The organism is Umezawaea beigongshangensis, assembly GCF_016464305.1.
Lineage (GTDB): Bacteria > Actinomycetota > Actinomycetes > Mycobacteriales > Pseudonocardiaceae > Umezawaea_A > Umezawaea_A beigongshangensis.
Genome location: NZ_JAEIOJ010000003.1, coordinates 445466 through 466316, shown reverse-complemented (window position 1 = coordinate 466316; position 20851 = coordinate 445466). Strand labels below are relative to the sequence as shown.

Here is a 20851-nt window from a genome sequence, read left to right as displayed (position 1 = left end):
GGGGCGTGGAGAGCGTGCGCGGTGCGGAGCAGTGGCCGGTGGACAACGCGTCGGTGGCCGTGGTCGCCGCCGACGGACGGGTGCTGGGCACCTCGGGCGACCAGGAGCGGCCCTACGAGCTGGCGTCGGTGACGAAGCTGCTCACGGCGTACGCGGTGCTGATCGCCGTCGAGGAGGGCGCGGTCGAGTGGGACCTGCCCGCCGGGCCGGAGGGCTCGACGCTGCGGCACCTGATCGCGCACACGTCGGGGCTGGCGTTCTCCGACGACACCGTGCAGGCCGCGCCCGGCGACCGCCGCGTCTACTCCAACACCGGGTTCGGCGTGCTCGCCGACGCCGTGCAGGAGGCGTCGGGCATCGCGTTCCCCGACTACCTGGACGAGGCCGTGCTGACGCCGCTCGGCATGAGCGGCACGGCTCTGCGGGGACCGGCGGGCTCCGGCGCGGTGTCGACGTGCGCCGACCTGGCCCGCTTCGCCGCCGAGCTCCAGGCCCCGCGCCTGGTCTCGGCCGGGCTGGTGGCCGAGGCGACGTCCGTGGTGTTCCCCGGTCGCAACGGCGTGCTCCCCGGCTACGGGCAGCAGAGGCCCAACGACTGGGGGCTCGGCTTCGAGCTGCGCGACCACAAGAGTCCGCACTGGACGGGCACCGGCAACTCCCCCCGCACGTTCGGCCACTTCGGCCAGAGCGGCACGTTCCTGTGGGTCGACCCGGAGGCCGGTGCGGCCTGCGTCGCCCTGACCGACCGGCGCTTCGGGCCGTGGGCGGTGGAGGCGTGGACGCCGTTCAGCGACGCCGTGCTCGCGGAGCTCAGCTCTCGCGCGTCGTGATGCGGATCGACAGCTCCTGCAGGACGGCCGACACGTCCGCGTCGGGGCACTCCTCCTCGTAGGCGTGCGCGACGGCCTGGAAGCCCAGCGCGAGCCCGGCGGTGAACGTCGCGAAGCGCGCCATGATCTGCTCCAGCGCCTGGCGCAGGAACTCCGCCGGGTCCACGTCCTCGCCCTGCGGCAGCGGCACCGAGTAGCTGAAGACGTCCTCCTGGAGCATCTTCAGCGCCACGCGCAGGTCGTCGCCCTCGCCGGCGGGCCCGCCCGACGCGGCGCCGTGCATCAGCGTGAGCACGCCGATGGCCCGCTGCATGATCTCGTCGTTCTCCATGCGATCACGATGCCACGTCGGCTACGCGCGGCACGCGACTCCGTAGGCGGCGGCGCCGACGAGTTCCATCGAGACCTTCAGCCGCTCGGTGCTCACGTTGGCCGCGATCGTGTCCTCCGGCGTGTGGTAGATCGGTTCGAGGGACGCCGGTCCCGCCTCGCCGCGCCAGCTGAAGTTCGCCGCCGCGATGCCCCGTTCGTGGAACGGCACGTGGTCGCTCGACCCGCGCGCGGTCGGTCCCTTCACCCGCGGCGCGTAGCCGAAGCGCTCCGCCGCGGCGGCCACGGCCGAGGTCGTCGTGTTGTCGCCGCCGTCGACGGACAGCAGCCAGTAGGCCGTGGCCGGGTCGTGGCTGGTGGCCACCATGTCGTTCTGGAAGCACCCGGCGATGCGCGCCGCCTCGGCGTCCGCGAGCTGGTTCACGTAGTGCCGCGACCCGACGAGGCCCTGCTCCTCCGAGCCCCACAGGGCGAAGCGGACCGCCTTCTGGGTCGGCAGGTGGCGCAGGACGCGGGCCAGCTCCAGGCACAGCACGGTGCCGCTGCCGTCGTCGTTCGCGCCGGGCGAGCCGGGCACGCTGTCGTAGTGGGCGCTCACCACCACCACACCCCGGTCCGGACCGGGGAACGTCGCCCGGCGGTCCGCGATCACGTTGTAGGACGTGAGGTTCGCGTGGTGCGTGGTGGACAGCGCGAGCCGAACCGGTGCGGCCGACGCGCGCAGGCGTTCCACGTGGACCTGCGCGATGCCCAGCACCGGCACGGCCACCGCCTCGGGGAGGACCGGGCTGAACGCGGACGCCCTGGTGGCCGTCGTGGAGATCCGGCCGAGCAGCACGGCCGCCGCGCCCCGCGCCGCGGCGGCGACCGCGGCCGACGTGGCGGCGCCGACGAACAGCGCGACCCTGCCCGTCAGGTCGTCCGGCAGCGTCTCCCCCGCGCCCAGGTCGACGACCTCGCCCCGCGCGGAGGCGTCGCGCGCGCCCAGCGGGGCCGCGCCGGTCTGCCAGCGCGCGCGGCCGGTCCGGATCTCGCCCAGGTGCTTGTCCGCCACCGGGAACGGCTGGAGCGTCACGTCGTAGCGCAGGTCGCGCAGGACGCGGGCGATGTGGTCGCGGGCGCGGTGCTCGGCCCCGGTGCCGCCGACGCGGGGCCCGATGTCGTCGCTGAGCACCCGCAGGTGCTCCATCGCGCGGTGCGTCCGCACCCTGGTCGCGACGGCGAGATCGCTCCACAGGAGGTGCGGGGCGCGGGACGCGCCGGTGCGCGGCGCGGTCGCCGCGAGCGCGGACGCGGGGTTGAGCCCGACGGCGGCGACGCCCGCCAGTGCGGCCGTGCCCGCGAGGACGTCACGACGTCGGAGAGCTGCCATGGGACGAACGTAACGACGAGCGGCCGACCGGTGACAGCGTCGAACGGATGATCCTGACCGCCGCTCCCCGGAGGTCCGCTCCCCTCCGGGCGTCCGGGGACGCCTGCCCGGACACGCAAAAAGCCGGAAACCCCCTGGCGAGAGGGGGCTTCCGGCTCTGTGCGCTCAGCAGGATTCGAACCTGCAACCTCTTGATCCGTAGTCAAGTGCTCTATCCGTTGAGCTATGAGCGCTCGGTATTAAGTTATCACCTCGCCGGGGCGGGGTGTTGCGGAGGCTCCGGGATTTGAACCCGGGATGGGCGATAAACCCAAACCGCATTAGCAGTGCGGCGCCATAGACCAGACTAGGCGAAGCCTCCTGGAGCCCCTCGGCTACGACGCATAGATTACACACACCCGCAGTCGAGAAGCAAAACGGCCCCCCTCCACCGGGTTTCCGCAGGTCACACACCCCCGACCCGCCCGAAGAACGGGTCGGGACGGGTCAGGGGTGATCTTCATCTCGCCCACTGCACGAACGGGGTCAGCGAGTCCGGATTCCGCAGGGCGTCGCGGCTCACGGCGCGGTCCGGCGGAGTGCCTCCGAGGATCTTCTTCACGGGCACCTCGCACTTCTTGCCGTTGAGCGTCCGGGGGATCTCCTCGACCTCCGCGAACCGGTTCGGCACGTGCCGCGGCGACAGGGCCGTCCTCAGCTCGGCGCGCAGCGCGGGCTCCACGTCGGACAGCGCCACGCCCGGCTCCAGCACCAGGAAGCACAGCAGTTCGCCCTCGGCGGCATCGGCCGCGCCGGAGGTGTCGATCACCAGCGAGTCGGCCACGCCGGGCAGCGCCTCCACGACGCGGTAGAACTCGGCGGTGCCCATGCGGACGCCGCCGCGGTTCAGCGTCGAGTCGCTGCGGCCGTGGATCACGGCCGACCCGCGCGGGGTGATCCGGAGCCAGTCGCCGTGCCGCCACACGCCCTCGTAGGTCTCGAAGTACGCCTCGCGCAGCCGGCTGCCGTCCGGGTCGTTCCAGAACGACACCGGCATCGACGGCATGGGCCTGGTGATCACCAGTTCGCCCACCTGGTCGACCACGGGCCGCCCGGCGTCGTCGTAGGCCGCCACGGCGGCCCCCAGGGCGCGGCAGGACAGCTCGCCCAGCCACACCGGCACGTCGGGCGACGCGCCGACGAACGCCGTGCACAGGTCCGTGCCGCCGGACACCGAGGCGATCTGCACGTCGCCGACGGCCGAGGCGATCCAGCGGAAGCCCTCCGGCGACAGCGGTGCGCCGGTCGAGCCCACGACCCGCAGCGCGGAGAGGTCGAACTCCGCGGACGGCGCCAGCCCCGCCTTCAGGCAGGACTGCACGTAGGGGGCCGACGTGCCGAAGTAGGTGACCCGGTGCCGCTCGGCCAGCCGCCACAGCACGGTCAGGTCGGGGTGCGCTGGACTGCCGTCGTACAGCACGACGGTGCTGCCCGTGAGCAGGCCGGAGACGAGGAAGTTCCACATCATCCAGCCGGTCGTGGTGAACCAGAAGAACCGGTCGCCCGGCCCGAGGTCGCAGTGCAGCGCCAGCGCCTTCAGGTGCTCCAGCAGGATGCCGCCGTGGCCCTGCACGATGCCCTTGGGCAGCCCGGTGGTGCCGGAGGAGTAGAGGATCCACAGCGGGTGGTCGAACGGCACCGGCTCGAACGCCGGCTCCGCGCCGTCGTGCCGGGTCAGCAGCGCGTCCCACTCCACCGCGCCGGGCAGGGTCGCGCCGGTGCCCAGGTGGTCCACGAGCACGGTGCCGCGCAGCGACGGCGTGGCCGCGCGCAGCTGCTCGACGGTGGGCCGCACGTCGAACGTGCGCCCGTTGTAGCCGTAGCCGTTGACCGCGACGAGCACGACCGGCTCGATCTGGGTGAAGCGGTCGGCGACGGCGCGGACGCCGAAGTCCGGGGAGCACGACGACCAGGTGGCCCCGAGGCTGGCCGCGGCGAGGAACGCGATCAGCGCCTCCGGCGAGTTCGGCACCAGCGCCACGACCCGGTCACCGCGTCCGACGCCCAGTTCGACCAGACCGGCGCGGATCGCGGCGACGCGGCGGCGCAGCGTCGCGTGGTCGATCTCCTCGACCAGGCCGTCCTCGCGGTGGAACACCACGGCGACGTCGTGGTCCGCCCTGCCCGGACCGGGGCGCAGGGCGTGCTCGGCGTAGTTGAGCGTCGCGCCGGGGAACCAGCGCGCGCCCGGCATGACCTCCTCCGGCAGCACCGCGGTGGGAGCGGTGTGGAACGCGACGTCGAAGAACTCGGCGACGGCGCTCCAGAAGCCCTCCAGGTCCGTCGTGGACCACGACCACAGTGCGTCGTAGTCGTCCAGTTCGAGCCCGCGCCCGGCTCGCAGCCAGTCGCGGAAGGCGGTCGTGCGGCTGCTCGCGACCGCGGCGGGGTCGGGGCTCCAGATCAGTTCCGGCTCGTCGGCGACGGTGCCGGCGGGGGTGTCGGTCATAGGTGGTTCCTAGCCGAAGTCGGGCCGCAGAACCACAGCCGCGCGACGAACGCGTCGTCAGCGCCGCCCGGCGCCGACGACCAGGTCCTCCACGGCGGCGGTCAGCCTCGCCCGGTCGGTGGGCGCGAGGACGAGCCACCCGCCGGAGCGCTGCGCGAGGTAGCGGCCCTCTCCGGTGTCGATCCACGACACGGTCCGCCCGGTGGGCCGCAGGTGTCCGTCGCGGTTGCGCTCGGTCAGGCCGACCTGCCCGCCGCCGCGCCGCGTGGTCACGGCGCGCAGCAGCGTGTTCGCCTCCGGCTCGCGGACGCCCGCGGCGCGCAGCACCTCCAGGAAGCCCTGCGCGCCGTCGCGCTCCCCCGCCGCACCGGCCGCCACGAAGTCGTCCCAGCGGACGTTGGCCGCCCGGCCGGACCCGGCCGGGCTGACCGGCAGGGTCTCGACGGTGGCCGAGGCGAGCGCGGTGGAGCGGAACGACCGCAGGTGCACCTCCGCGCCGACGCGGGCCGCGAACACGCCGCCCCACCCGGCCGCCGCGACGGCGCGCGCGGTCTCGCCGCGGTGGGAGAACACCAGGTCGAGGCACCGCTCGTGCTGGCGCAGCCCGCGCACGAGCGCCTCCAGCTCGGCGTCGGGACGCTCCACCGTGCCGAGGCCGCGCGCGGACAGCGTGCGGGAGCAGGTGGCGATCAGCTCCGCCCGTTCCGCCCGCGTCGCGCCGACGTGCGGCGTGCCGAGGGGAACGGGGTGCTCCTCGCCGTTGACCGCCTGCCACAGGACGAAGAACTCCGGCGCGGCCAGCCGGAAGGTCGTCTCCGGCGCGGTCACTGGCCGATCACCGGCGGTGCGGCCTTGCGGTCCAGGGCGAAGATGTCGTCCTCGTCCTCCAGGTAACCGGCCCGCTGGTGGCCGCGCTCGTCGGCGCTGGAGGCGGTCGCGCCCATCGGCGCGGCCATCGGGGCCGCGCCCAGCACGCCGCCGTGCGGTGCGCCGGACCTGCCCGACTGCGCGGCGGCTGCGGCACCGGGGGACTGGGTGCCGGAACGGGAGTTGTCCGGGGAGCCGACGACGCCGCTGGAGCCGCCCGCGGCCGGCAGGCCGGGCGACGAGCCGCCGCCACCGCCGAACGCGCCACCGCCGCCGGTACCGCCGCCGCCACCGCCGCCACCGCTGAGGGGCACGTGCGCGAACGTGCCGCCCGTGTCGCCGCCGCCGGTGGACCCGCCGCGGCCACCGGTGGCGCGAGTCGCCGCGGGCGAGGAGACGCCCGTGCCGCGGCCGGTCGTGGTGGTGGAGGGCGCGGCGCTCGCCGTCACGACGGGAGCACCGGGGTCGGGCGTGGGCACGGGGGTCGGCGTGGGCGTGGCGCCGGGCAGCACGGGCGCGACCACCGGGTTGGTGGGCGGCGCGAACTGCGGCACGGTCTGGTCCACGGCCAGCGAGCTCTGCTGGAACATCGCCATGACGGCGGCGGCCTGCTGGTGGCCCGCGTCGGCCGCGGCGACGGTGTCCACGGCGGGCGCCGCGACCGTGTCGACCCCGGCGAACGTCGGGTTCCCGGTGACCGGGACGAGCCCGGCGTCCTCGGACCGGACCCCGAAGGCGTCCCCGACCGCGGGCGGCGCGGCGACCGCGGGGTCCACGGCCACCGGCACCGGCGCGGCGGCCGGGGGTGGCGGCATGGTCTTGCGCGCGGTCTCGACGTGCTCGATCTCGACGTTGATGCAGGTGGCGACGTTCTCGGCGTGCTCGCTGGTGCTGTCGGCCCAGTTCGTGACGGTCAGCAGCGCGTCGCGGGTCTTCTGCGCGGACTCGCCCTCCCAGCCGCCGGTGGACGCCTCGATCGCCTGCGTCAGGTTCTCGCGCACCTCGGCGAGCGTCGTGGCGAGGGTGTTCCAGCTGTCCTTGACGGTCGCCGCGGTGGTCAGGTCGACGCCGGTGTGGACCATGTCGTAGAGCTGCTGGTGCGTGTAGGCCATCCAGTCGACCTTCTCGTCGAGCTGGGACGGCTCCCGCACCTGCGGCGCCGGGTACGGGCTCGGCGGAGCCTCGTCGCTCATCAGTGCCCCCTGCCCGCCGCGGAGATGGACGCCGCGGAGTTCTGATCGGTGTCCCTGATCTGCTCGGCCGCCTGGCGGACGACGTCCTCCACGTCCTTCAGGACGTGCAGGAACTCGCGGATGACGTGCACGGCGGAGCCGTCGTCGCCGACGCCGACCTCGCGGAGCCTGCGGCTGATGGACCTGGCGACCCAGTTGTCGCCGAGCTTCAGCTCGGTCTCCAGCTGCGGGGCCACCTGGTCGTGCATCTCCCACACCAGCGCCTGCGCGTCGGCGATCGACCGGATCAGCGCCTCGGCCGACCCCTCGTCGAGCTGCACGGTGCCGTCGCGGACGTCCGCGTCGACGGCCTGCACGGCCTGCGCGGTGGCGACCAGTTCCGTCCCGGCGGACGCGGAGAACGCCGGGTCGGCGGGAACGGCCGTCCCCGGCGGCGCTCCAGCGCTGGACGTGGACGAGTTGTCAGGCATCACGAACCCCCTGCTGCGTCGGCTCAGCCCCTTAGATGTACCTACCCCCGCAGCCGGTTCCAACCGCCGAACGATCGTCAGCGCAGGTGCGAGTCGAACCAGCTCAGCGCCCTCTGCCACGCCTGCGCGCTCGCCTCGGGGGTGTCGCCGACGGTGACGACGTCGGTCGCGACGGAGGCGTCGGAGGCGACGTCGTGCAGCTTCTCCACGTCGGACTCGGAGACCTCCGCGCCGGCCCGGTAGAGGCCGAGCCACGGACAGGCCAGCTCCTCGGCGATGTCCACCAGCGCGGGCAGCCCGTCCGACAGCGGCTCCAGGACGCCGGGGGCCCCGATGCTGACGGCCGCGCCGATCGTGCGGCTGGCGGCGACGACCATCGCGACGGTGCCGCCGAGGTCGAAGCCCACGACCCCCATGTGGTCGCCGTGCACGCCCCGCTGGCCCAGCCACACGAACGCCACGTCGGTGTCGGCCAGCACGGCGTCGCCGGACAGCGCGCTGACCCGCTCCCGCACGCCGTCGCCGTCACCGCTGTCCAGCTCGTCGGCGTCGTGGTAGAGGTGCGGCGCCACGGCCAGCCAGCCCTCGTCGGCCAGCCCGCTGACCAGTCCCCTGACCGTGTCGGTCACACCGCGGGCCTCGTGCAGCACGACGATCCCGCCGCGGACCGCGTTCTCCGGCTCGGCGACGGTGAACCGCAGCTCGCGGCCGTCGGTCAGCGACAGCGTTTCGGTCCTGGTGGGAGTCATGCGCACACCCTCGCACGCCCACGTGAACGGGAGTGGACGTGGCCGCGAGGGGCTGGGGCCGGGACGCGGCGGCGGCTACGGTGCGGGTGGAACCGGCGAGGGAGCCGGCCGGAAGGAGTTCTCGATGACCGTCCGCACCCGGGCAGACCTGCAGGCGCTGCCGGCCTACGTTCCGGGCAGGAGCATCACGGGCGCGATCAAGCTCGCCAGCAACGAGGTGTCGGCGGGACCGCTGCCGAGCGTGGTGCGCGCCGTCGCGGAGGCGGCGACGACGATGAACCGCTACCCCGACACCGGTGCGACCGAGCTGGTCGCGCGCCTGGCGGAGAAGCTGGGCGTGCCCGCGGAGCACCTGGCGATCGGCTGCGGCTCGGTGACGCTGTGCCAGCAGATCATCCAGGCCACCTGCACCGAGGCCGAGCAGGTGGTGTTCCCCTGGCGCTCCTTCGAGGCGTACCCGATCATCACGCAGGTCGTGGGCGCGGGTCAGGTCCGCGTGCCGATCACCGCGGGGCACGCGCTGGACCTGGACGCGATGGCCGCGGCGATCACCCCGCGCACGGGCGTGGTCTTCGTGTGCAACCCGAACAACCCGACCGGCACGGCGGTGCGGACCGACGAGCTGGAGCGCTTCATCGACTGCGTGCCGTCGCACGTGCTCGTGGTGGTCGACGAGGCGTACAAGGAGTTCGTCGACGACCCGCACGTGCCGGACGGCGTGGAGCTGGCCAAGGCGCAGTGGGCGCGGGGCCGCGACAACGTGGCCGTGCTGCGCACGTTCTCCAAGGCGTACGGGCTGGCCGGGCTGCGCGTCGGCTACGCGGTCGCGCCGCCCCCGGTCGCCGAGGCGCTGCGCAAGGTCTACGTGCCGTTCAGCGTGAACGCCCTGGCCCAGGTCGCCGCGCTGGCGTCGCTGGACGCCGAGGACGAGCTGATGACGCGCTGCCGGGCGATCGTCGCGGAGCGGACGCGGGTGCGCGGCGAGCTGCTGACCGCCGGGTTCGACGTGCCCGAGTCGCAGGCGAACTTCGTCTGGCTGCCGCTGGGCGAGCTGACCGACGCGTTCACCGAGCACTGCCTGGCGCAGAAGGTCGTGGTGCGGGCGTTCTCCGGCGACGGGGTGCGGGTGACGGTCGGCGAGCCGGCGGAGAACGACGCGTTCCTCGCCGCCGCGAAGTCCTTCGCGAGGTGACGGGTCGTCCGGGAGGGGACGCCACCGCCCCTCCCGGACGGCCGGTCAGTCCGTCAGCAGCGTGACGACGGCGGCGACGCCGACGACGACGATCACGCCGCGCAGCACGGCGGGCGGCAGCTTGCGGCCGACCTTCGCGCCGAGCTGACCGCCCACGACCGAGCCGACGGCGAGCAGCAGCACGGCCAGCCACGCCACGTCGGCGATGAAGATGAACAGCACACCGGCGACGAGGTTCACGAACGCGGTCAGCACGTTCTTCAGCGCGTTCATCCGCTGGAGCTGCTCCACGACCAGCACGCCCATCAGGCCCATCACGAGCACGCCCTGCGCCGCGCCGAAGTAGCCGCCGTAGATCCCGGCGACGAACACGCCGACCCACAGCGCCGCACCGCCGTGCTCGTGCCGCCGCACCTGGCGCTCGGACAGCTTCCGGTTGAGCCACGGCTGGGCGACCACCAGCACCAGCGCGACCGCGATCAGGATGGGGACGATCGTGGAGAACGCGTCCTCGGGCAGCGTGACCAGCAGGATCGCGCCCACGACCGCGCCGAGGACCGACGCCGGGAGCAGGCGCTTGATCCGCGGCCCCTGCCCCTTGAGCTCCTCGCGGTAGCCGACGGCGCCGCTGAGGGAGCCGGGCACGAGCCCCAGGCTGTTGGAGACGTTCGCGACGACGGGCGGGTAGCCGACGGCGAGCAGCACGGGGAACGTCACGAGCGTCCCCGACCCGACGACGGTGTTGATCCCACCGGCGAACACACCGGCCACGACGACGGCGATCGCTTCCAGCGGCGTCACTCGACCACTCCTCCCCCGGTCTCCGGCAAAGCACAACAGTGTGCACGCGGTACCCGCCGGAACGCGGGACGTGTGGCGGGACAGACACCCGCACGGCTCCCCGGACGCGAGCGGCACCCCGGCACCGGCCCCGGCACGCCGCCGGGCGAGGAGGAGCTGGAGGGCGACCGTGTGGGGCTGCTGACACAACCGGTGGCACGGCGCACCTCGCCGAGCAGAATGCGCTGATGACCGTCCCCCTGACGACCGCGTTCGCCCTCGACGCGCCGCGCGGCGCGCTCCGCGGCCCCCGCCGGGTGGCCGCCGCGTTCGCCGGGCTCCCGGCGGCGATGGGCCTCGGCGTGCTGTCGGCGCTGTTCTTCTCGGTGTCCTTCGTCGTCAACCACGGGATGGCGCTCGGCGGCGGCGCGTGGGAGTGGAGCGCGTCGCTGCGGTTCCTGATCTCGCTGCCGATCGTCGCGGTGGTCGTGGGCCTGCGCGGCGGGGTGCGGCCCGTGCTCGCCGCGCTGCGCGCGGCACCGGGCCGGTGGGTGCTGTGGAGCACGGTCGGCTTCGGACTGTTCTACGCGCCGATCTGCTTCGCGGCGCGGTCGGCGCCGGGCTGGGTCGTGGCGTCCGCGTGGCAGGTGACGATCGTCTGCGGGATGCTCCTGGCTCCGCTGCTGTACCGCGACGAGCGGCGGCGCGTGCCCCGGATCGCCCTGCTGCTGTCGTGCGTCGTGCTCGCGGGCGTGGCGCTGACCGTCCTGGAGGCCCCCGGCGGGATCACCTGGAGCGTCGCCGGAGGCGTCGCGGCCGTGCTCGTCGCCGCGGTGGCCTACCCGGTCGGCAACCGCGCGACGATGGACCTGGCGGGCGAGGGACTCGACACGTTCCAGCGCCTGCTCGCCATGTCGATCGCGAGCCTGCCCTGCTGGCTGCTGCTGGCGGTCGTCGGCGGGGTGCGGGCCGGTCCGCCGGACGGCGGCCAGCTCGCCAGCACCGCCGTGGTCGCCGTGTGCTCGGGGGTGATCGCGACCGCGCTGTTCTTCGCCGCCACCAGGCGCGTGCGCGACGACCCGCTGCACCTCGCGGCCGTGGAGGCCACCCAGGCCGGCGAGGTCGTGTTCGTCGCCGTCGCCGAGCCGCTCGTGCTCGCGACCGCGTCGCCGGGGCCGCTGGCGTGGCTCGGCATCGCGGTCATCACCGTCGGCGTGCTCGGGTACTCGTTCAACCGCTGAGCGCGACCGTCAGCCCGCGGGGAACTCGGCGGCCGTCTCCGCCATGCGGTCGAGCGCCTCACCGGACACGGGTCCGTCCGACGCCTCGGCCTCGGCGACGACGAGCACCCGCCCGTCGAGCCGCGAGCCGTAGTACCTGCCGCTGAACCGCACGCCGCTGGACCGCAGGACCTCCTCGTCCGGCGGCGTGATGTCGCCCGTGCCGTAGACGTCGACGAGCGCCTTCAGGTCCTCGGCCCCGTCCCGGTCGGGCATCTCGATCCAGGACAGCAGGATCACCGCCGTGTTGCCGTGCTCGTCGTCGCTCTCCAGCAGCACCCGGTGGAGCGAGCGGCACTCGGTGGACGCGAAGAACTGCTGGACTTGCCCGAACGAGTGGTCGAAGCAGGTCATCACCCGCGTCGACGCCTGCCGCCGGAACGCCGTCCCGCCCGCCTGCCACGCCGTGGTGCGCGCGTCCCCCACCTCGGCTCCCGCGCCCCGCCGGGCGGGATCGCCGTCGGTGCCGGCCACCGCGAACGCCACCCCGGCCACGACGACGAGCGCGAGCGCACCGCCGTTCTTCGCCATGAGCACCTCGCGGTCGTCCGGGTCCCCCACCAGGGTAGAAGTCCACCCGACACGACCTCGAACGAGCGCCTCACGTCACTCGAACGGCCGAACGCTCGCGGTCGTCACCCGGTCGTCACCGGGTCGTGGTCGCCACCGCGGTCTCCGGAGGTGGTGTTCACCGGCGTCCTGGCCGCGGAGGTCTCGACGCCGGGAGCCGTGCGGGGCGGGGGCCCGGCGGTCGTGGGCGCGGTCGGCACCGGGTTCAGCGGGACGACGGAACTCGTCGGCACGGGCGGCGACGTGGTGGCCGGAGCTGTGGTGGCCGGAGCCGTGGTGGCCGGACCTGAGGTGGCCGGAGCCGTGGTGGCCGGAGTGGTGGTGACCGGAGCCGTGGTGGTGGTCCCGGTCTCCGTCGTCGGCCCCGCGGGACCCACCGTGTCCGGCGCCCCTCCGCGCCCGAGCGGCAGGAGGAACACCGCGACGGCCACCGCAGCGGCCGTGAGCACCCCGCTGCCCGCGACGGCCGCGGCACGCCGGCGCCGGCGCACCCGCCCCCCGGCGCGGACGACGTCGGCGGCGGTGACCCCCAGCTCGGGCGCCCTCCCCGCGCGCAGCGCGCTGAAGGTCTCCCTCAGGTCCTCCTCCCGAACCACCTCACACCTCCATCCGCAGATCGGCGAAGTTCGGTCCCAGCCGTCGCCGCAGCGCAGCGAGGCCGCGGCTGGCCTGGCTCTTGACCGTGCCCACCGAGCACCGCAGCGCCTCGGCCGTCTCCTCCACGCTCAGGTCGTGCCAGAAGCGCAGCACGAGCACGGCGCGCTGCCGGGCCGGCACCGATCCGAGCGCCTGCCAGAGCACGATCTTGACCTCGCTCGACGGCCCCGTCTGCGGCAGCTCCGGCGGGGAGTCGGTCAGCCGTTCCCTGCGCCAGCGGACCCGGCGCCGTTCGGCGAGGAAGGTGCGGACCACGATCTGGCGCAGGTAGGCGTCGAGCCCCTCCCTGTTCGCCATCCGGGGTCCGGCCAGGTAGAGCTTCAGGAACGCCGCCTGCATCACGTCCTCGGCTTCGGACCAGTTGCCGCACAGCAGGTACGCGGTGAAGCGCATCGCGTCGGCTCTCCGGGCGAAGTGGTCGCTGAACTCGGCGTCCCAGGTCAGGTCGGTCACCGCGTGCTGGTCTCCGCCTTCGCCCGGTCAGCGCGCCGTGGTCGCGACGGTCGTCGCGGACGGGGCGGTCGTCGTGGTCGGGACGGTCGTCGCGGACGGGACGGTCGTCGCGGGTACCGGAGGCGTGGTCGTGGCCGGGTCGGGGAACGGCGTGGTCTCCGGCGCGGCGCTCGTGGCGGGCCCCGGCGCGGTGGCCGGGAGAGGCCGCGCGGTGGCCTGCGGAGTGGGCCGCGGCGCCCACGTCGTGTCCTCGGGGACGGTGGTGCCGGGCGCCTGCGCGGTGCTCCGCCCCGGCTCGACCGCGACGGGCACCGAGATCCGCGTGGTGCTGTGCGCGGGCTTCGAGGTCGGGATCGTCGTGGTCGCCGCGGCAGCGGGTGCGTCGCCGCCCGACGCGCTGGCGATCACCGGCAGGGCGACGCCCAGACCGCCGAGCACCACTGCTCCGGCCACCAACACCAGTCGTGTGCGCACTGCTGCTCCTCGGGTTCGCGGTCGTCACCGGGTTCGGCGACGTCCTCGTCCCCTTCAACGCGGTGGGGTCGGCGGAGGGTTGCACGCAGTTCCTCCGGGTCTCCGCGCTCAGTCCGCGTCGGGCGTGCGCGCGATGACCACGGCGGCGCGCTCCGTCCAGCCCAGTGCCGAGTACAGGTGCCTGCCGTCCGCGCTGGCGACGAGCAGTCCCGTCGTCGCGCCGCGCTCCCGCGCGCACCGGGCCAGAGCCGCCATCACCGCGGCGGCCAGGCCGCGACGGCGGTGCGCCGGCACCGTGGCGACGTCGTGGACGACGGCGTCGGCGCCGGTCACGGCCGTGGTGCCGTGCGCGGCCACGTCACCGCAGCGGTGCACGACCTCCACCCGGACCACCGTGCTCGCGTCGTTCGCGGTGGTCGTCGTGGCGACCGAGTAGTCCTCGGCGGGCGTGCGGGCGGGGTGCCGTTCCAGCTCGGTCGTCATCAGCCACTCCGGCCGGTCGAGCAGGGCGAGCCCCGCGCCGCGCAGGACCTCGGCGACCTCGGCCGGGCGGGTGGTGGGCACGGTCAGCCAGCTCGGCCGCTCCGCGCCGGCGACCTCGGCCGCGAGCCCGCGCAGCGAGGCGGGGTCGTCGTCGGCGTGCAGCGCCACGACCTCCGCGTGCCTGCCGGGCTGGCCGATCAGCACGCGCAGCCCGCCGCGGACCTCCTCGGCGGGACCGAGGCCCCTGACCGCGCCCCAGCCGAGCTGCCAGCGGCGGACGACGCCGGACGGGGACATCAGCGATTCGCTCACGACACGCAGCGAACCACGACGCGCCGGAAGGGGGGCGGTGGCCCCCTGGCCCACCGCCCCCCTCGTGCTGGTCCGCCGTCAGCGGGTGCCGCAGAGCGCGTGCTCGATCAGGTCGACGGTCTGGTCCTTCGCGGGGGGCGGCGTGCCCCGCTCCGGCACCATGGAGTCGGTGTTGATCGACACCACGACGCTGCGGGAGCCGTCGGAGGAGACGCCGTTGCGGGTCTTGAAGCCGTGGATGTCGCCGCCGTGCGACCAGGAGCCGCCACAGGAGTTGGGGACCCACATCAGGCCGAGCCCGTAGCGGGCGCCGGGCCACGCGCCCTGGAAGCCCTCGTTGGTGGACACGGTCTTCTGCATCTCGGCCAGCTGGGCGGGACGCAGCACCTTCCCGCTCACGAGGGCCCGCAGGAAGCGGTTGCCGTCCTCGGTGCTGCTGATCATGTCACCGGCGGCGCCGCCCCACGACGGGTCGTGCTCCGTCACGTCGATCGCCTCGGTCCACGACTCGTCGAGCTCCGGCCGGGTCTGGTCGACGAGGAAGCGCTGGTAGCCGATGGCGTTCGGGCCGGGAACGGCGCTGGACGTGCCGGGCAGGACGGTGTCGCGCAGCCCCAGCGGCCGGACGACGCGGTTGCGCACCTCGCTCTGCCAGCTGCGGCCCGTGACGCTCTCGATCACCATTCCGGCGAGCTGGAAGTTGGTGTTGGAGTACTCCCACTTCCCGGCCTCGCCCGGCTGGAACAGCGGCGGGTGCTTCATCGCCAGCGCGACCAGGTCCGCCGCCTCGTGGCTGACGAACCGGTTCTGCACGAACTGGTCCCGGTCGAAGAGGTACGTCAGCTCCCCCACGTAGTCGTGGAGACCGCTGGTGTGCTGCAACAGGTGCCGCACGGTGATCTCGTTCCCGTCGTTGCCGTTGCCTGCGACGACACCGGGCAGCCACCGCTCGACGCTGTCGTCCAGCGACAGCTTCCCCTCGCCGACCAGTTGCAGCACGGTGGCCGACACGTAGGTCTTGGTGAAGCTGCCGATGCGGAACCGCGCGTTCCACGGCACGGGCGTCTTCGCGGCGACGTCGCCGAAGCCGCTGCGCACCCTCACGTCGCCGCGAGGCGTGTCCAGCTCGACCAGCACGCCGGGGGCGCCCTGCTTCAGCAGCGCGTCGGCGTCGCGCTGGAGGGTCCGGGTGTCCGGACGGTGGTCGCCCGTCGCTCCGGCCACCCCGGCGGTCGCGGTGCCCAGCGCCACCGTCACCGCCATCAACACTGCACAGGTTCGCTTCATGGGCCGAACGCTAGGGAGATCGGCGGCTCCGGTCGTCGCCCGGAGGCGGCATCTTCGACCACCCCCGTGGGGGTACGCCGGCGACGCGTCCCCTGGGGAGTTCCACCGAGGAGCCGGACCCGCACCGGGCGGTGGCGGCGGGGACCGGGCGAAAATCACCTGACACCCGAACGGTTCTTCGGCAGTGTTCCCCGGCGTGGCACAGAACCGCACGACCACGAGCACACCCACCCCTCTGCGGTTCACCGCGTTCCGCTGGCTGATCGCCGGGCGGGGCTGCACCGAACTGGCCAACGCGATCGCCCCGATCGTGCTGGCCTTCGCCGTGCTCGACATGACCGGGAGCGTCGTCGACCTCGGAATCGTGGTGGGCGCCAGGTCGGCGGCGCTGGTCGTCCTGGTGCTGTTCGGCGGCGTGCTGGCCGACCGGCTGCCACGGTCGGTCGTCCTCCAGGGCACGGCCTCCGCCGCCGCCGCGACCCAGCTGCTGATCGCCGCGACGCTCCTGGGCGATCTCCGCTCGCTGCCGCTGCTGATCGCGCTGAGCGCGGCCAACGGCGCGGTCGCGGCGATCTCCCTGCCCGCCGCCTCGGCCCTGACCCCGCAGACGGTTCCGGCGGAACTGCTCGTCAGGGCGAACGCGCTGGCCCGCATCGCCGTGAACACCGGTCGCTTCTCCGGAGCGGCGCTGGGCGGCCTGCTCGTCGCCACGGCGGGACCGGGCTGGGCGCTCGTCGGCAACGGCGTGGTGTTCGGGCTGGCCGCGCTGGCGTACTGGCGTGTCCGCGCGGTCCGCGTGCCGCGTTCCGGGACGACCGACGTCCTGGGCGACCTGCGCGACGGGTGGCGGGCGTTCGTGGAGCACACCTGGGTGTGGGTGGTGGTGCTCCAGTTCACCGTGGTCAACGCGGTGGTCGCGGGTGGCCTGTTCGTCCTCGGACCAGCTGTCGCGGACGGGACGATCGGGCGTGCGGCGTGGGGTTTCGTGATCGCCGCGCAGACGGTCGGACTGCTGGTCGGCGGAGTCGTCGCCGCGACGTGGAGACCACGGCGGGCGCTGCTGGTGGGCGTGCTGGTCGTGCTGCTCGACGCGGTGCCGCTGCTGGTGCTGGCCGGGGCGCCGCGCGTGGTTCCGCTGCTGCTGGCGATGTTCCTGGTGGGGGTGTCCAACGAGCTCTTCGCGGTGGCCTGGGACGTGTCGCTCCAGGAGAACGTGGCCGAGGAGAAGCTCGCCAGGGTGTACTCCTACGACATGCTGGGCTCGTTCGTCGCCATGCCGATCGGCGAGATCGCCGCGGGTCCGCTCGCGAAGCACTGGGGCGTGTCCACGACCCTCGTCGTCCTGGCCGCCCTGCTGGTGACGGCCACCCTCGCCGCGCTCACCAGCAGGCAGGTCCGCGGGCTGACGCGCAGGCGAGCGGCGACCGGATAGCGGCGGGCCGGGCGCGACAGCACGTCGCGCCCGGCCCGTTCTCGCTGGTCGACCTGCGGAAGCGGAGGGATTTGAACCCCCGGACGGTTGCCCGTCTCCCGCTTTCAAGGTTTGCGAACGACCGTCCATCCACGTCCATGCACCACCATATTGGCTGCTCAGAGCAGTTATCACCCATCGCGCGCACCTGCACGGACGTCCGCGAACACGGCCGAACACACCAGGACTGAGACGACGACTGAGACTGATTGCGGACGACCCACCGGCCCGACGCCCTGATCCCTTGCCCACACTCCACATCTAGACCAATGTCCGACCAAATCGCCCTGCGCTGCGACCAGCCACGCCGGTACCCCTCCCCAAAGCGTCCCATCCGTCCCAAGCGTCCCAGTGCAGGTCAACCCTGGGACGCTTTGAACGAGCGGGACGCTTCATCCGTCCCATGGGACGCTTCAAGCGTCCCGGCGAATCAAAGCGTCCCAGGGCTGACCTGCGACGGGACGCTTGGGACGCTTGGGACGCTTCGCCCCCAGGAAACGACTAGAGCAGCCGCCACTACCTCCGCAACCGCAGACCAATCCTTCTCAAGCCACTGCGGCAGCCTCACGGCTATGCTCCACCCGTACAAACCCATGCTGAAAGCCCACCACTCGACACAAAGCACCAGGTCAAGAAGTGTCTTCCCCGCGTACGCGGGGGTGTTCCCTCGCCGACCACGGCGACATCAAGGGCATCGACGTCTTCCCCGCGTACGCGGGGGTGTTCCCGCCTCCATCTGCTCCCGCTCCGGAGACGGATCGTCTTCCCCGCGTACGCGGGGGTGTTCCCCCCACCACCCAGAGCCCCGAGGCGACCACCGAGTCTTCCCCGCGTACGCGGGGGTGTTCCGACGATGCCAGCGATGTCGAGTGTTTCGTTCTGGTCTTCCCCGCGTACGCGGGGGTGTTCCCACCACCACCCTGATCGCCCTGACCGTGATCGCGTCTTCCCCGCGTACGCGGGGGTGTTCCCACGTGGGCGACGTCGTTCTCGATGCGCCCGGTGTCTTCCCCGCGTACGCGGGGGTGTTCCGGCGGCCCGGCGCGAGATCGACGTCGAGACCGAGTCTTCCCCGCGTACGCGGGGGTGTTCCGCCTCTGCGGGGGTTGCCTCCCCCTGGACCACGGTCTTCCCCGCGTACGCGGGGGTGTTCCCTTGAACGTGAACCTCGCGTCGACCCAGCGGCCGTCTTCCCCGCGTACGCGGGGGTGTTCCGGTCCTGATGGAGATCATGACGCAGGGCCGAGCGTCTTCCCCGCGTACGCGGGGGTGTTCCCTCGATGCGCTCGGTGGCCGGGCGCGGGTCGGGGTCTTCCCCGCGTATGCGGGGGTGTTCCCTACATCGGCGATGCCGACGACATCGCGGAGACGTCTTCCCCGCGTACGCCGGGGTGTTTCGAGCCCGGCCGTGTCGCTCGTGCCGGAGCCAGGGTCTCCCCCGCGTACGCGGGGGTGCTCCCGCCACTCGGGCCACGATGCCGTTGAGTGGCGAGGCTCCCCGGTACGCGGAGTGCTTCAACTAGCACGTGGGTCAACGGTCTCGCAGGAGCTGATCCCTGAACTCCCAAGCACGCGACAGGATGCAGGCTCCAGGGGACGCCATTGGTTCCGAAGTAAGCATCCTTTGCACGGTTTCCTCCGTGAAGGGAACACCGTCCGACACCGCCGTTGATTCGATAGCCGACACGAGCGAACCCTCAGCATTTATCTTCACGGTGTCGCCAAAAAGTTCATCAAAGACGTGGTCGTCGATCACGACCACAGTTAGCAGCGTGGCCGTCAAAGTTAGGGTGTCTAACCCCAACCCTAGACAGTAGGCGTTTACAGTGCCTTCACTGCGACTTTGCTGAAGCGACCGATAGAGCGACCAGTTGTCGTAGTCAATCGGCTGCCCTTGACTTCCATCGCGCTCCGGCTCCCCCAATAGCTCTTCCGAGTACTCGCGCACCATGTTCCGCCAGAGGTTAAAATCGTTCTTGGTGTCCCACGCCGTCACGCTCGAAGGCTGGAATTCCCCCGCAGGGATCAGGCCGTAGATACCCGCTGCGGTTGCAACCTTGGCGGGGTCTCTCCAGTGCAGGAGGAAAGTCGCACGCCCGCTGTCAACCTGACGCCTAAGCGTAAGGGTTTCAATAGCAGGCATTACTGCTCGTCGCTCTAGGTCAAACGGGTCACCAATCAAGGAGCGCAACGGCAGAGCGGACCAGTCCGGAGTTTCATCCGCTGGGCCAGACCTCACCGCCGCTGCCAACTCGTGCGCAGCCGCCTCCGAAGCATCCAGTTTGTCAAAGTAGGTACCTAGACCAAAGCTCAGTTTCGCCTTTTTCCCATCCTGGAGGTTCGCACCGAGAAGGCGATAGCTTGCCCGATTCTCGAAGAGCGCAGGTCGATCCAAGTATCGGATTGCGGACGTGTACCTGTCGAAGCGTCGTCCCGCAGCACGCAAGGGCAAAACGTTAGAGGCTTCTGGCTCAGTCCCGGTGACCGCAATTTTGGGCTGACTTTCTGACCACTCCAACTCAATGTCATCCAACTTGATTGGAGCATTAGGCATCCAATCCGCAGGAGCCATCAACGTGGTCGAATTCAGATGAAAGTCAGCGCTATACAGATCCTTGGCTAGTTGCGCAAGTTCCCCACGGTGGCGATTCAAATATCGCCTATCCCGCCTCCAGTCACTTTGGCTGACTTCCACCGGATCGGCGGCACCGACAAGCGGGCTAGTAGACGGTTCAGGAACCGGTTCGAGCAAGTCTTGAGAGACGCCCAGGTGACTAGGCGGAATGCTCAGTTGGTTGGCGATGCGCAGCAAGACTTCCATGTCTCGAACATGCCGTTGCCCATTCTCGATCTTTGACACATAAGATTGATCGAGGTTGAGCAGTCTAGCCATATCGGCTTGATTTAGACCATTTGCTTTTCGGTACTCTTTCAACACTTCCGGAAGAAGACTCGTGTTCAGAGTCGCTTCGGCGTTTGCTCGCGACAACCACGGCTGTTCCACTAGCGTTCTCAGCGCCCCTCGGCGTCAGTGACCAGCACTTATGCCTGCTAGTCATACGGTTCTTACGTTTAGGACAACCCGTCTTTGGACACTGCCCTAGTCATGGCCCGATAGTTGAGCCATGAGCACGAGAGCGCCAGACATTACCGGTCACCACCACCGACCTTTCGCCGTATTTCGTCCACCACCTTCGCAAGCTCAGCGACCTCCGCCTCCAACTCCGCGAAGCGCTCTGGGGTGACCGCGACAGGGCTTCCAGCAGCGTCGACCGGCTTCGCTGTCACGAAGGTTCCCAACCCCGGCACGGTTCTCACATAACCGTCAGAAGCGAGCTGGCTCACGGCGCGCTGTGCCGTCGCAATGGTGACGCCATAGGTCTTGGCCAGTTCACGAACTGACGGCAGTTGATCGTCAACGTTGAGGCTGCCCCGCTCCATCTGGGCCACGACGTCAGCCGCCAGCGCTTGGTACGGATGACCTGCGGTTCGCGGAAGTTGCATGCCTCCACGATACCTGCTGTTCTAGTCCGTTCTAGATCACCCAATCGGAGTATGGACCAGCTCGCGGCACCCGGCTAGCTTTGGTCGTA

Annotated in this window: 20 protein-coding genes, 2 tRNA genes and 1 CRISPR repeat array; of the genes, 4 read left to right on the top strand and 18 right to left on the bottom strand. The window is 71.9% G+C overall.

Translation table 11 applies throughout. The features are described from left to right. The first annotated feature begins 5 nt into the window (after nt 1-5). Nucleotides 6-830: a serine hydrolase domain-containing protein gene (locus IMZ35_RS10455; protein WP_199440773.1), complete on the top strand. Its 825-nt coding sequence runs from the start codon at nt 6-8 to the stop codon at nt 828-830. On the opposite strand, the gene IMZ35_RS10450 is transcribed toward IMZ35_RS10455, so the two are convergent. From IMZ35_RS10450 to IMZ35_RS10410, 9 genes are all read right to left on the bottom strand, one after another. Further along, entirely contained in the window at nt 811-1161 is a 351-nt protein-coding gene (locus IMZ35_RS10450; RefSeq protein WP_199440772.1) for a hypothetical protein, read from the bottom strand. The two genes, IMZ35_RS10455 and IMZ35_RS10450, sit on opposite strands and share 20 nt — an antisense overlap. A 21-nt stretch (nt 1162-1182) precedes the next feature. After that, nucleotides 1183-2532: a M28 family peptidase gene (locus IMZ35_RS10445; RefSeq protein WP_199440771.1), complete on the bottom strand. Its 1350-nt coding sequence runs from the start codon at nt 2530-2532 to the stop codon at nt 1183-1185. A gap of 160 nt (nt 2533-2692) precedes the next feature. Beyond that, a tRNA-Arg gene (locus tag IMZ35_RS10440) sits at nt 2693-2765 on the bottom strand. Between the two features lie 38 nt (nt 2766-2803). Next, nucleotides 2804-2893, bottom strand: a tRNA-Ser gene (locus tag IMZ35_RS10435). Between the two features lie 138 nt (nt 2894-3031). Continuing rightward, nucleotides 3032-5020: an acetoacetate--CoA ligase gene (locus IMZ35_RS10430; RefSeq protein ID WP_199440770.1), complete on the bottom strand. Its 1989-nt coding sequence runs from the start codon at nt 5018-5020 to the stop codon at nt 3032-3034. A 57-nt stretch (nt 5021-5077) separates the two neighbouring features. Further along, a complete protein-coding gene (locus tag IMZ35_RS10425; protein ID WP_199440769.1) occupies nt 5078-5848 on the bottom strand; it encodes an ESX secretion-associated protein EspG in 771 nt (256 codons plus the stop codon). After that, entirely contained in the window at nt 5845-7080 is a 1236-nt protein-coding gene (locus IMZ35_RS10420; RefSeq protein ID WP_199440768.1) for a PPE domain-containing protein, read from the bottom strand. Before IMZ35_RS10420 ends, IMZ35_RS10425 begins: the two co-directional genes overlap by 4 nt. After that, entirely contained in the window at nt 7080-7550 is a 471-nt protein-coding gene (locus IMZ35_RS10415; protein ID WP_199440767.1) for a hypothetical protein, read from the bottom strand. The genes IMZ35_RS10420 and IMZ35_RS10415 overlap by 1 nt, the downstream gene beginning before the upstream one ends. A 77-nt stretch (nt 7551-7627) precedes the next feature. Further along, nucleotides 7628-8299, bottom strand: coding sequence for a dienelactone hydrolase family protein (locus IMZ35_RS10410; protein WP_199440766.1), 672 nt, complete (start codon nt 8297-8299; stop codon nt 7628-7630). Nucleotides 8300-8423: 124 nt separating this feature from the next. On the opposite strand from IMZ35_RS10410, the gene hisC reads away from it, so the two are divergent. Further along, entirely contained in the window at nt 8424-9491 is a 1068-nt protein-coding gene (gene hisC, locus IMZ35_RS10405) for a histidinol-phosphate transaminase (protein ID WP_199440765.1), read from the top strand. Nucleotides 9492-9536: 45 nt separating this feature from the next. On the opposite strand, the gene IMZ35_RS10400 is transcribed toward hisC, so the two are convergent. Further along, complete coding sequence (locus IMZ35_RS10400) at nt 9537-10292, bottom strand: sulfite exporter TauE/SafE family protein (RefSeq protein WP_199440764.1); 756 nt, start codon at nt 10290-10292, stop codon at nt 9537-9539. A gap of 227 nt (nt 10293-10519) precedes the next feature. Between IMZ35_RS10400 and IMZ35_RS10395 the strand changes: the two genes are divergently transcribed. Further along, nucleotides 10520-11512, top strand: a complete 993-nt coding sequence (locus IMZ35_RS10395; protein WP_199440763.1) for a DMT family transporter — start codon at nt 10520-10522, stop codon at nt 11510-11512. A 9-nt stretch (nt 11513-11521) separates the two neighbouring features. On the opposite strand, the gene IMZ35_RS10390 is transcribed toward IMZ35_RS10395, so the two are convergent. From IMZ35_RS10390 to IMZ35_RS10365, 6 genes are all read right to left on the bottom strand, one after another. Further along, nucleotides 11522-12112: a hypothetical protein gene (locus IMZ35_RS10390; protein ID WP_199440762.1), complete on the bottom strand. Its 591-nt coding sequence runs from the start codon at nt 12110-12112 to the stop codon at nt 11522-11524. Nucleotides 12113-12186: 74 nt separating this feature from the next. Further along, nucleotides 12187-12717, bottom strand: a complete 531-nt coding sequence (locus IMZ35_RS10385; RefSeq protein WP_199440761.1) for a hypothetical protein — start codon at nt 12715-12717, stop codon at nt 12187-12189. Nucleotide 12718: 1 nt separating this feature from the next. Continuing rightward, nucleotides 12719-13222, bottom strand: a complete 504-nt coding sequence (locus IMZ35_RS10380; RefSeq protein ID WP_199441015.1) for a SigE family RNA polymerase sigma factor — start codon at nt 13220-13222, stop codon at nt 12719-12721. 36 nt (nt 13223-13258) lie between these two features. Further along, complete coding sequence (locus IMZ35_RS10375; RefSeq protein WP_199440760.1) at nt 13259-13705, bottom strand: hypothetical protein; 447 nt, start codon at nt 13703-13705, stop codon at nt 13259-13261. A gap of 108 nt (nt 13706-13813) precedes the next feature. Then, nucleotides 13814-14500: a GNAT family N-acetyltransferase gene (locus IMZ35_RS10370; RefSeq protein WP_307867901.1), complete on the bottom strand. Its 687-nt coding sequence runs from the start codon at nt 14498-14500 to the stop codon at nt 13814-13816. Nucleotides 14501-14578: 78 nt separating this feature from the next. Further along, nucleotides 14579-15787 (bottom strand): serine hydrolase domain-containing protein, encoded by a 1209-nt coding sequence (locus IMZ35_RS10365; protein ID WP_199440759.1) that lies wholly within the window; start codon nt 15785-15787, stop codon nt 14579-14581. A 196-nt stretch (nt 15788-15983) separates the two neighbouring features. Here IMZ35_RS10365 and IMZ35_RS10360 point away from each other — a divergent pair, with 196 nt between their 5' ends. Continuing rightward, a complete protein-coding gene (locus IMZ35_RS10360) occupies nt 15984-17219 on the top strand; it encodes an MFS transporter (RefSeq protein ID WP_199440758.1) in 1236 nt (411 codons plus the stop codon). A 677-nt stretch (nt 17220-17896) separates the two neighbouring features. After that, nucleotides 17897-18717: direct repeats of the CRISPR family, unit length 28 nt; unit sequence GTCTTCCCCGCGTACGCGGGGGTGTTCC. A 72-nt stretch (nt 18718-18789) separates the two neighbouring features. Here the strand turns inward: IMZ35_RS10360 and IMZ35_RS10355 are convergent. Both IMZ35_RS10355 and IMZ35_RS10350 read right to left on the bottom strand, forming a co-directional pair. After that, nucleotides 18790-20262 carry a helix-turn-helix domain-containing protein gene (locus IMZ35_RS10355; RefSeq protein ID WP_307867900.1) on the bottom strand — a complete coding sequence of 491 codons (1473 nt, stop codon included), beginning with the start codon at nt 20260-20262 and terminating at the stop codon, nt 18790-18792. Nucleotides 20263-20405: 143 nt separating this feature from the next. Then, on the bottom strand, nt 20406-20762 hold the full coding sequence (locus IMZ35_RS10350) for a GntR family transcriptional regulator (RefSeq protein ID WP_199440757.1): 357 nt from the start codon (nt 20760-20762) through the stop codon (nt 20406-20408). Between the last annotated feature and the right edge of the window lie 89 nt (nt 20763-20851).

Coding starts and splice junctions, on each gene's coding strand:
- IMZ35_RS10450 (WP_199440772.1), bottom strand. CDS start 1,161: ATGGAGAACGACGAGATCATGCAGCGGGCCATCGGCGTGCTCACGCTG.
- IMZ35_RS10445 (WP_199440771.1), bottom strand. CDS start 2,532: ATGGCAGCTCTCCGACGTCGTGACGTCCTCGCGGGCACGGCCGCACTG.
- IMZ35_RS10430 (WP_199440770.1), bottom strand. CDS start 5,020: ATGACCGACACCCCCGCCGGCACCGTCGCCGACGAGCCGGAACTGATC.
- IMZ35_RS10420 (WP_199440768.1), bottom strand. CDS start 7,080: ATGAGCGACGAGGCTCCGCCGAGCCCGTACCCGGCGCCGCAGGTGCGG.
- IMZ35_RS10415 (WP_199440767.1), bottom strand. CDS start 7,550: ATGCCTGACAACTCGTCCACGTCCAGCGCTGGAGCGCCGCCGGGGACG.
- IMZ35_RS10410 (WP_199440766.1), bottom strand. CDS start 8,299: ATGACTCCCACCAGGACCGAAACGCTGTCGCTGACCGACGGCCGCGAG.
- hisC (WP_199440765.1), top strand. CDS start 8,424: ATGACCGTCCGCACCCGGGCAGACCTGCAGGCGCTGCCGGCCTACGTT.
- IMZ35_RS10395 (WP_199440763.1), top strand. CDS start 10,520: ATGACCGTCCCCCTGACGACCGCGTTCGCCCTCGACGCGCCGCGCGGC.
- IMZ35_RS10365 (WP_199440759.1), bottom strand. CDS start 15,787: ATGAAGCGAACCTGTGCAGTGTTGATGGCGGTGACGGTGGCGCTGGGC.
- IMZ35_RS10350 (WP_199440757.1), bottom strand. CDS start 20,762: ATGCAACTTCCGCGAACCGCAGGTCATCCGTACCAAGCGCTGGCGGCT.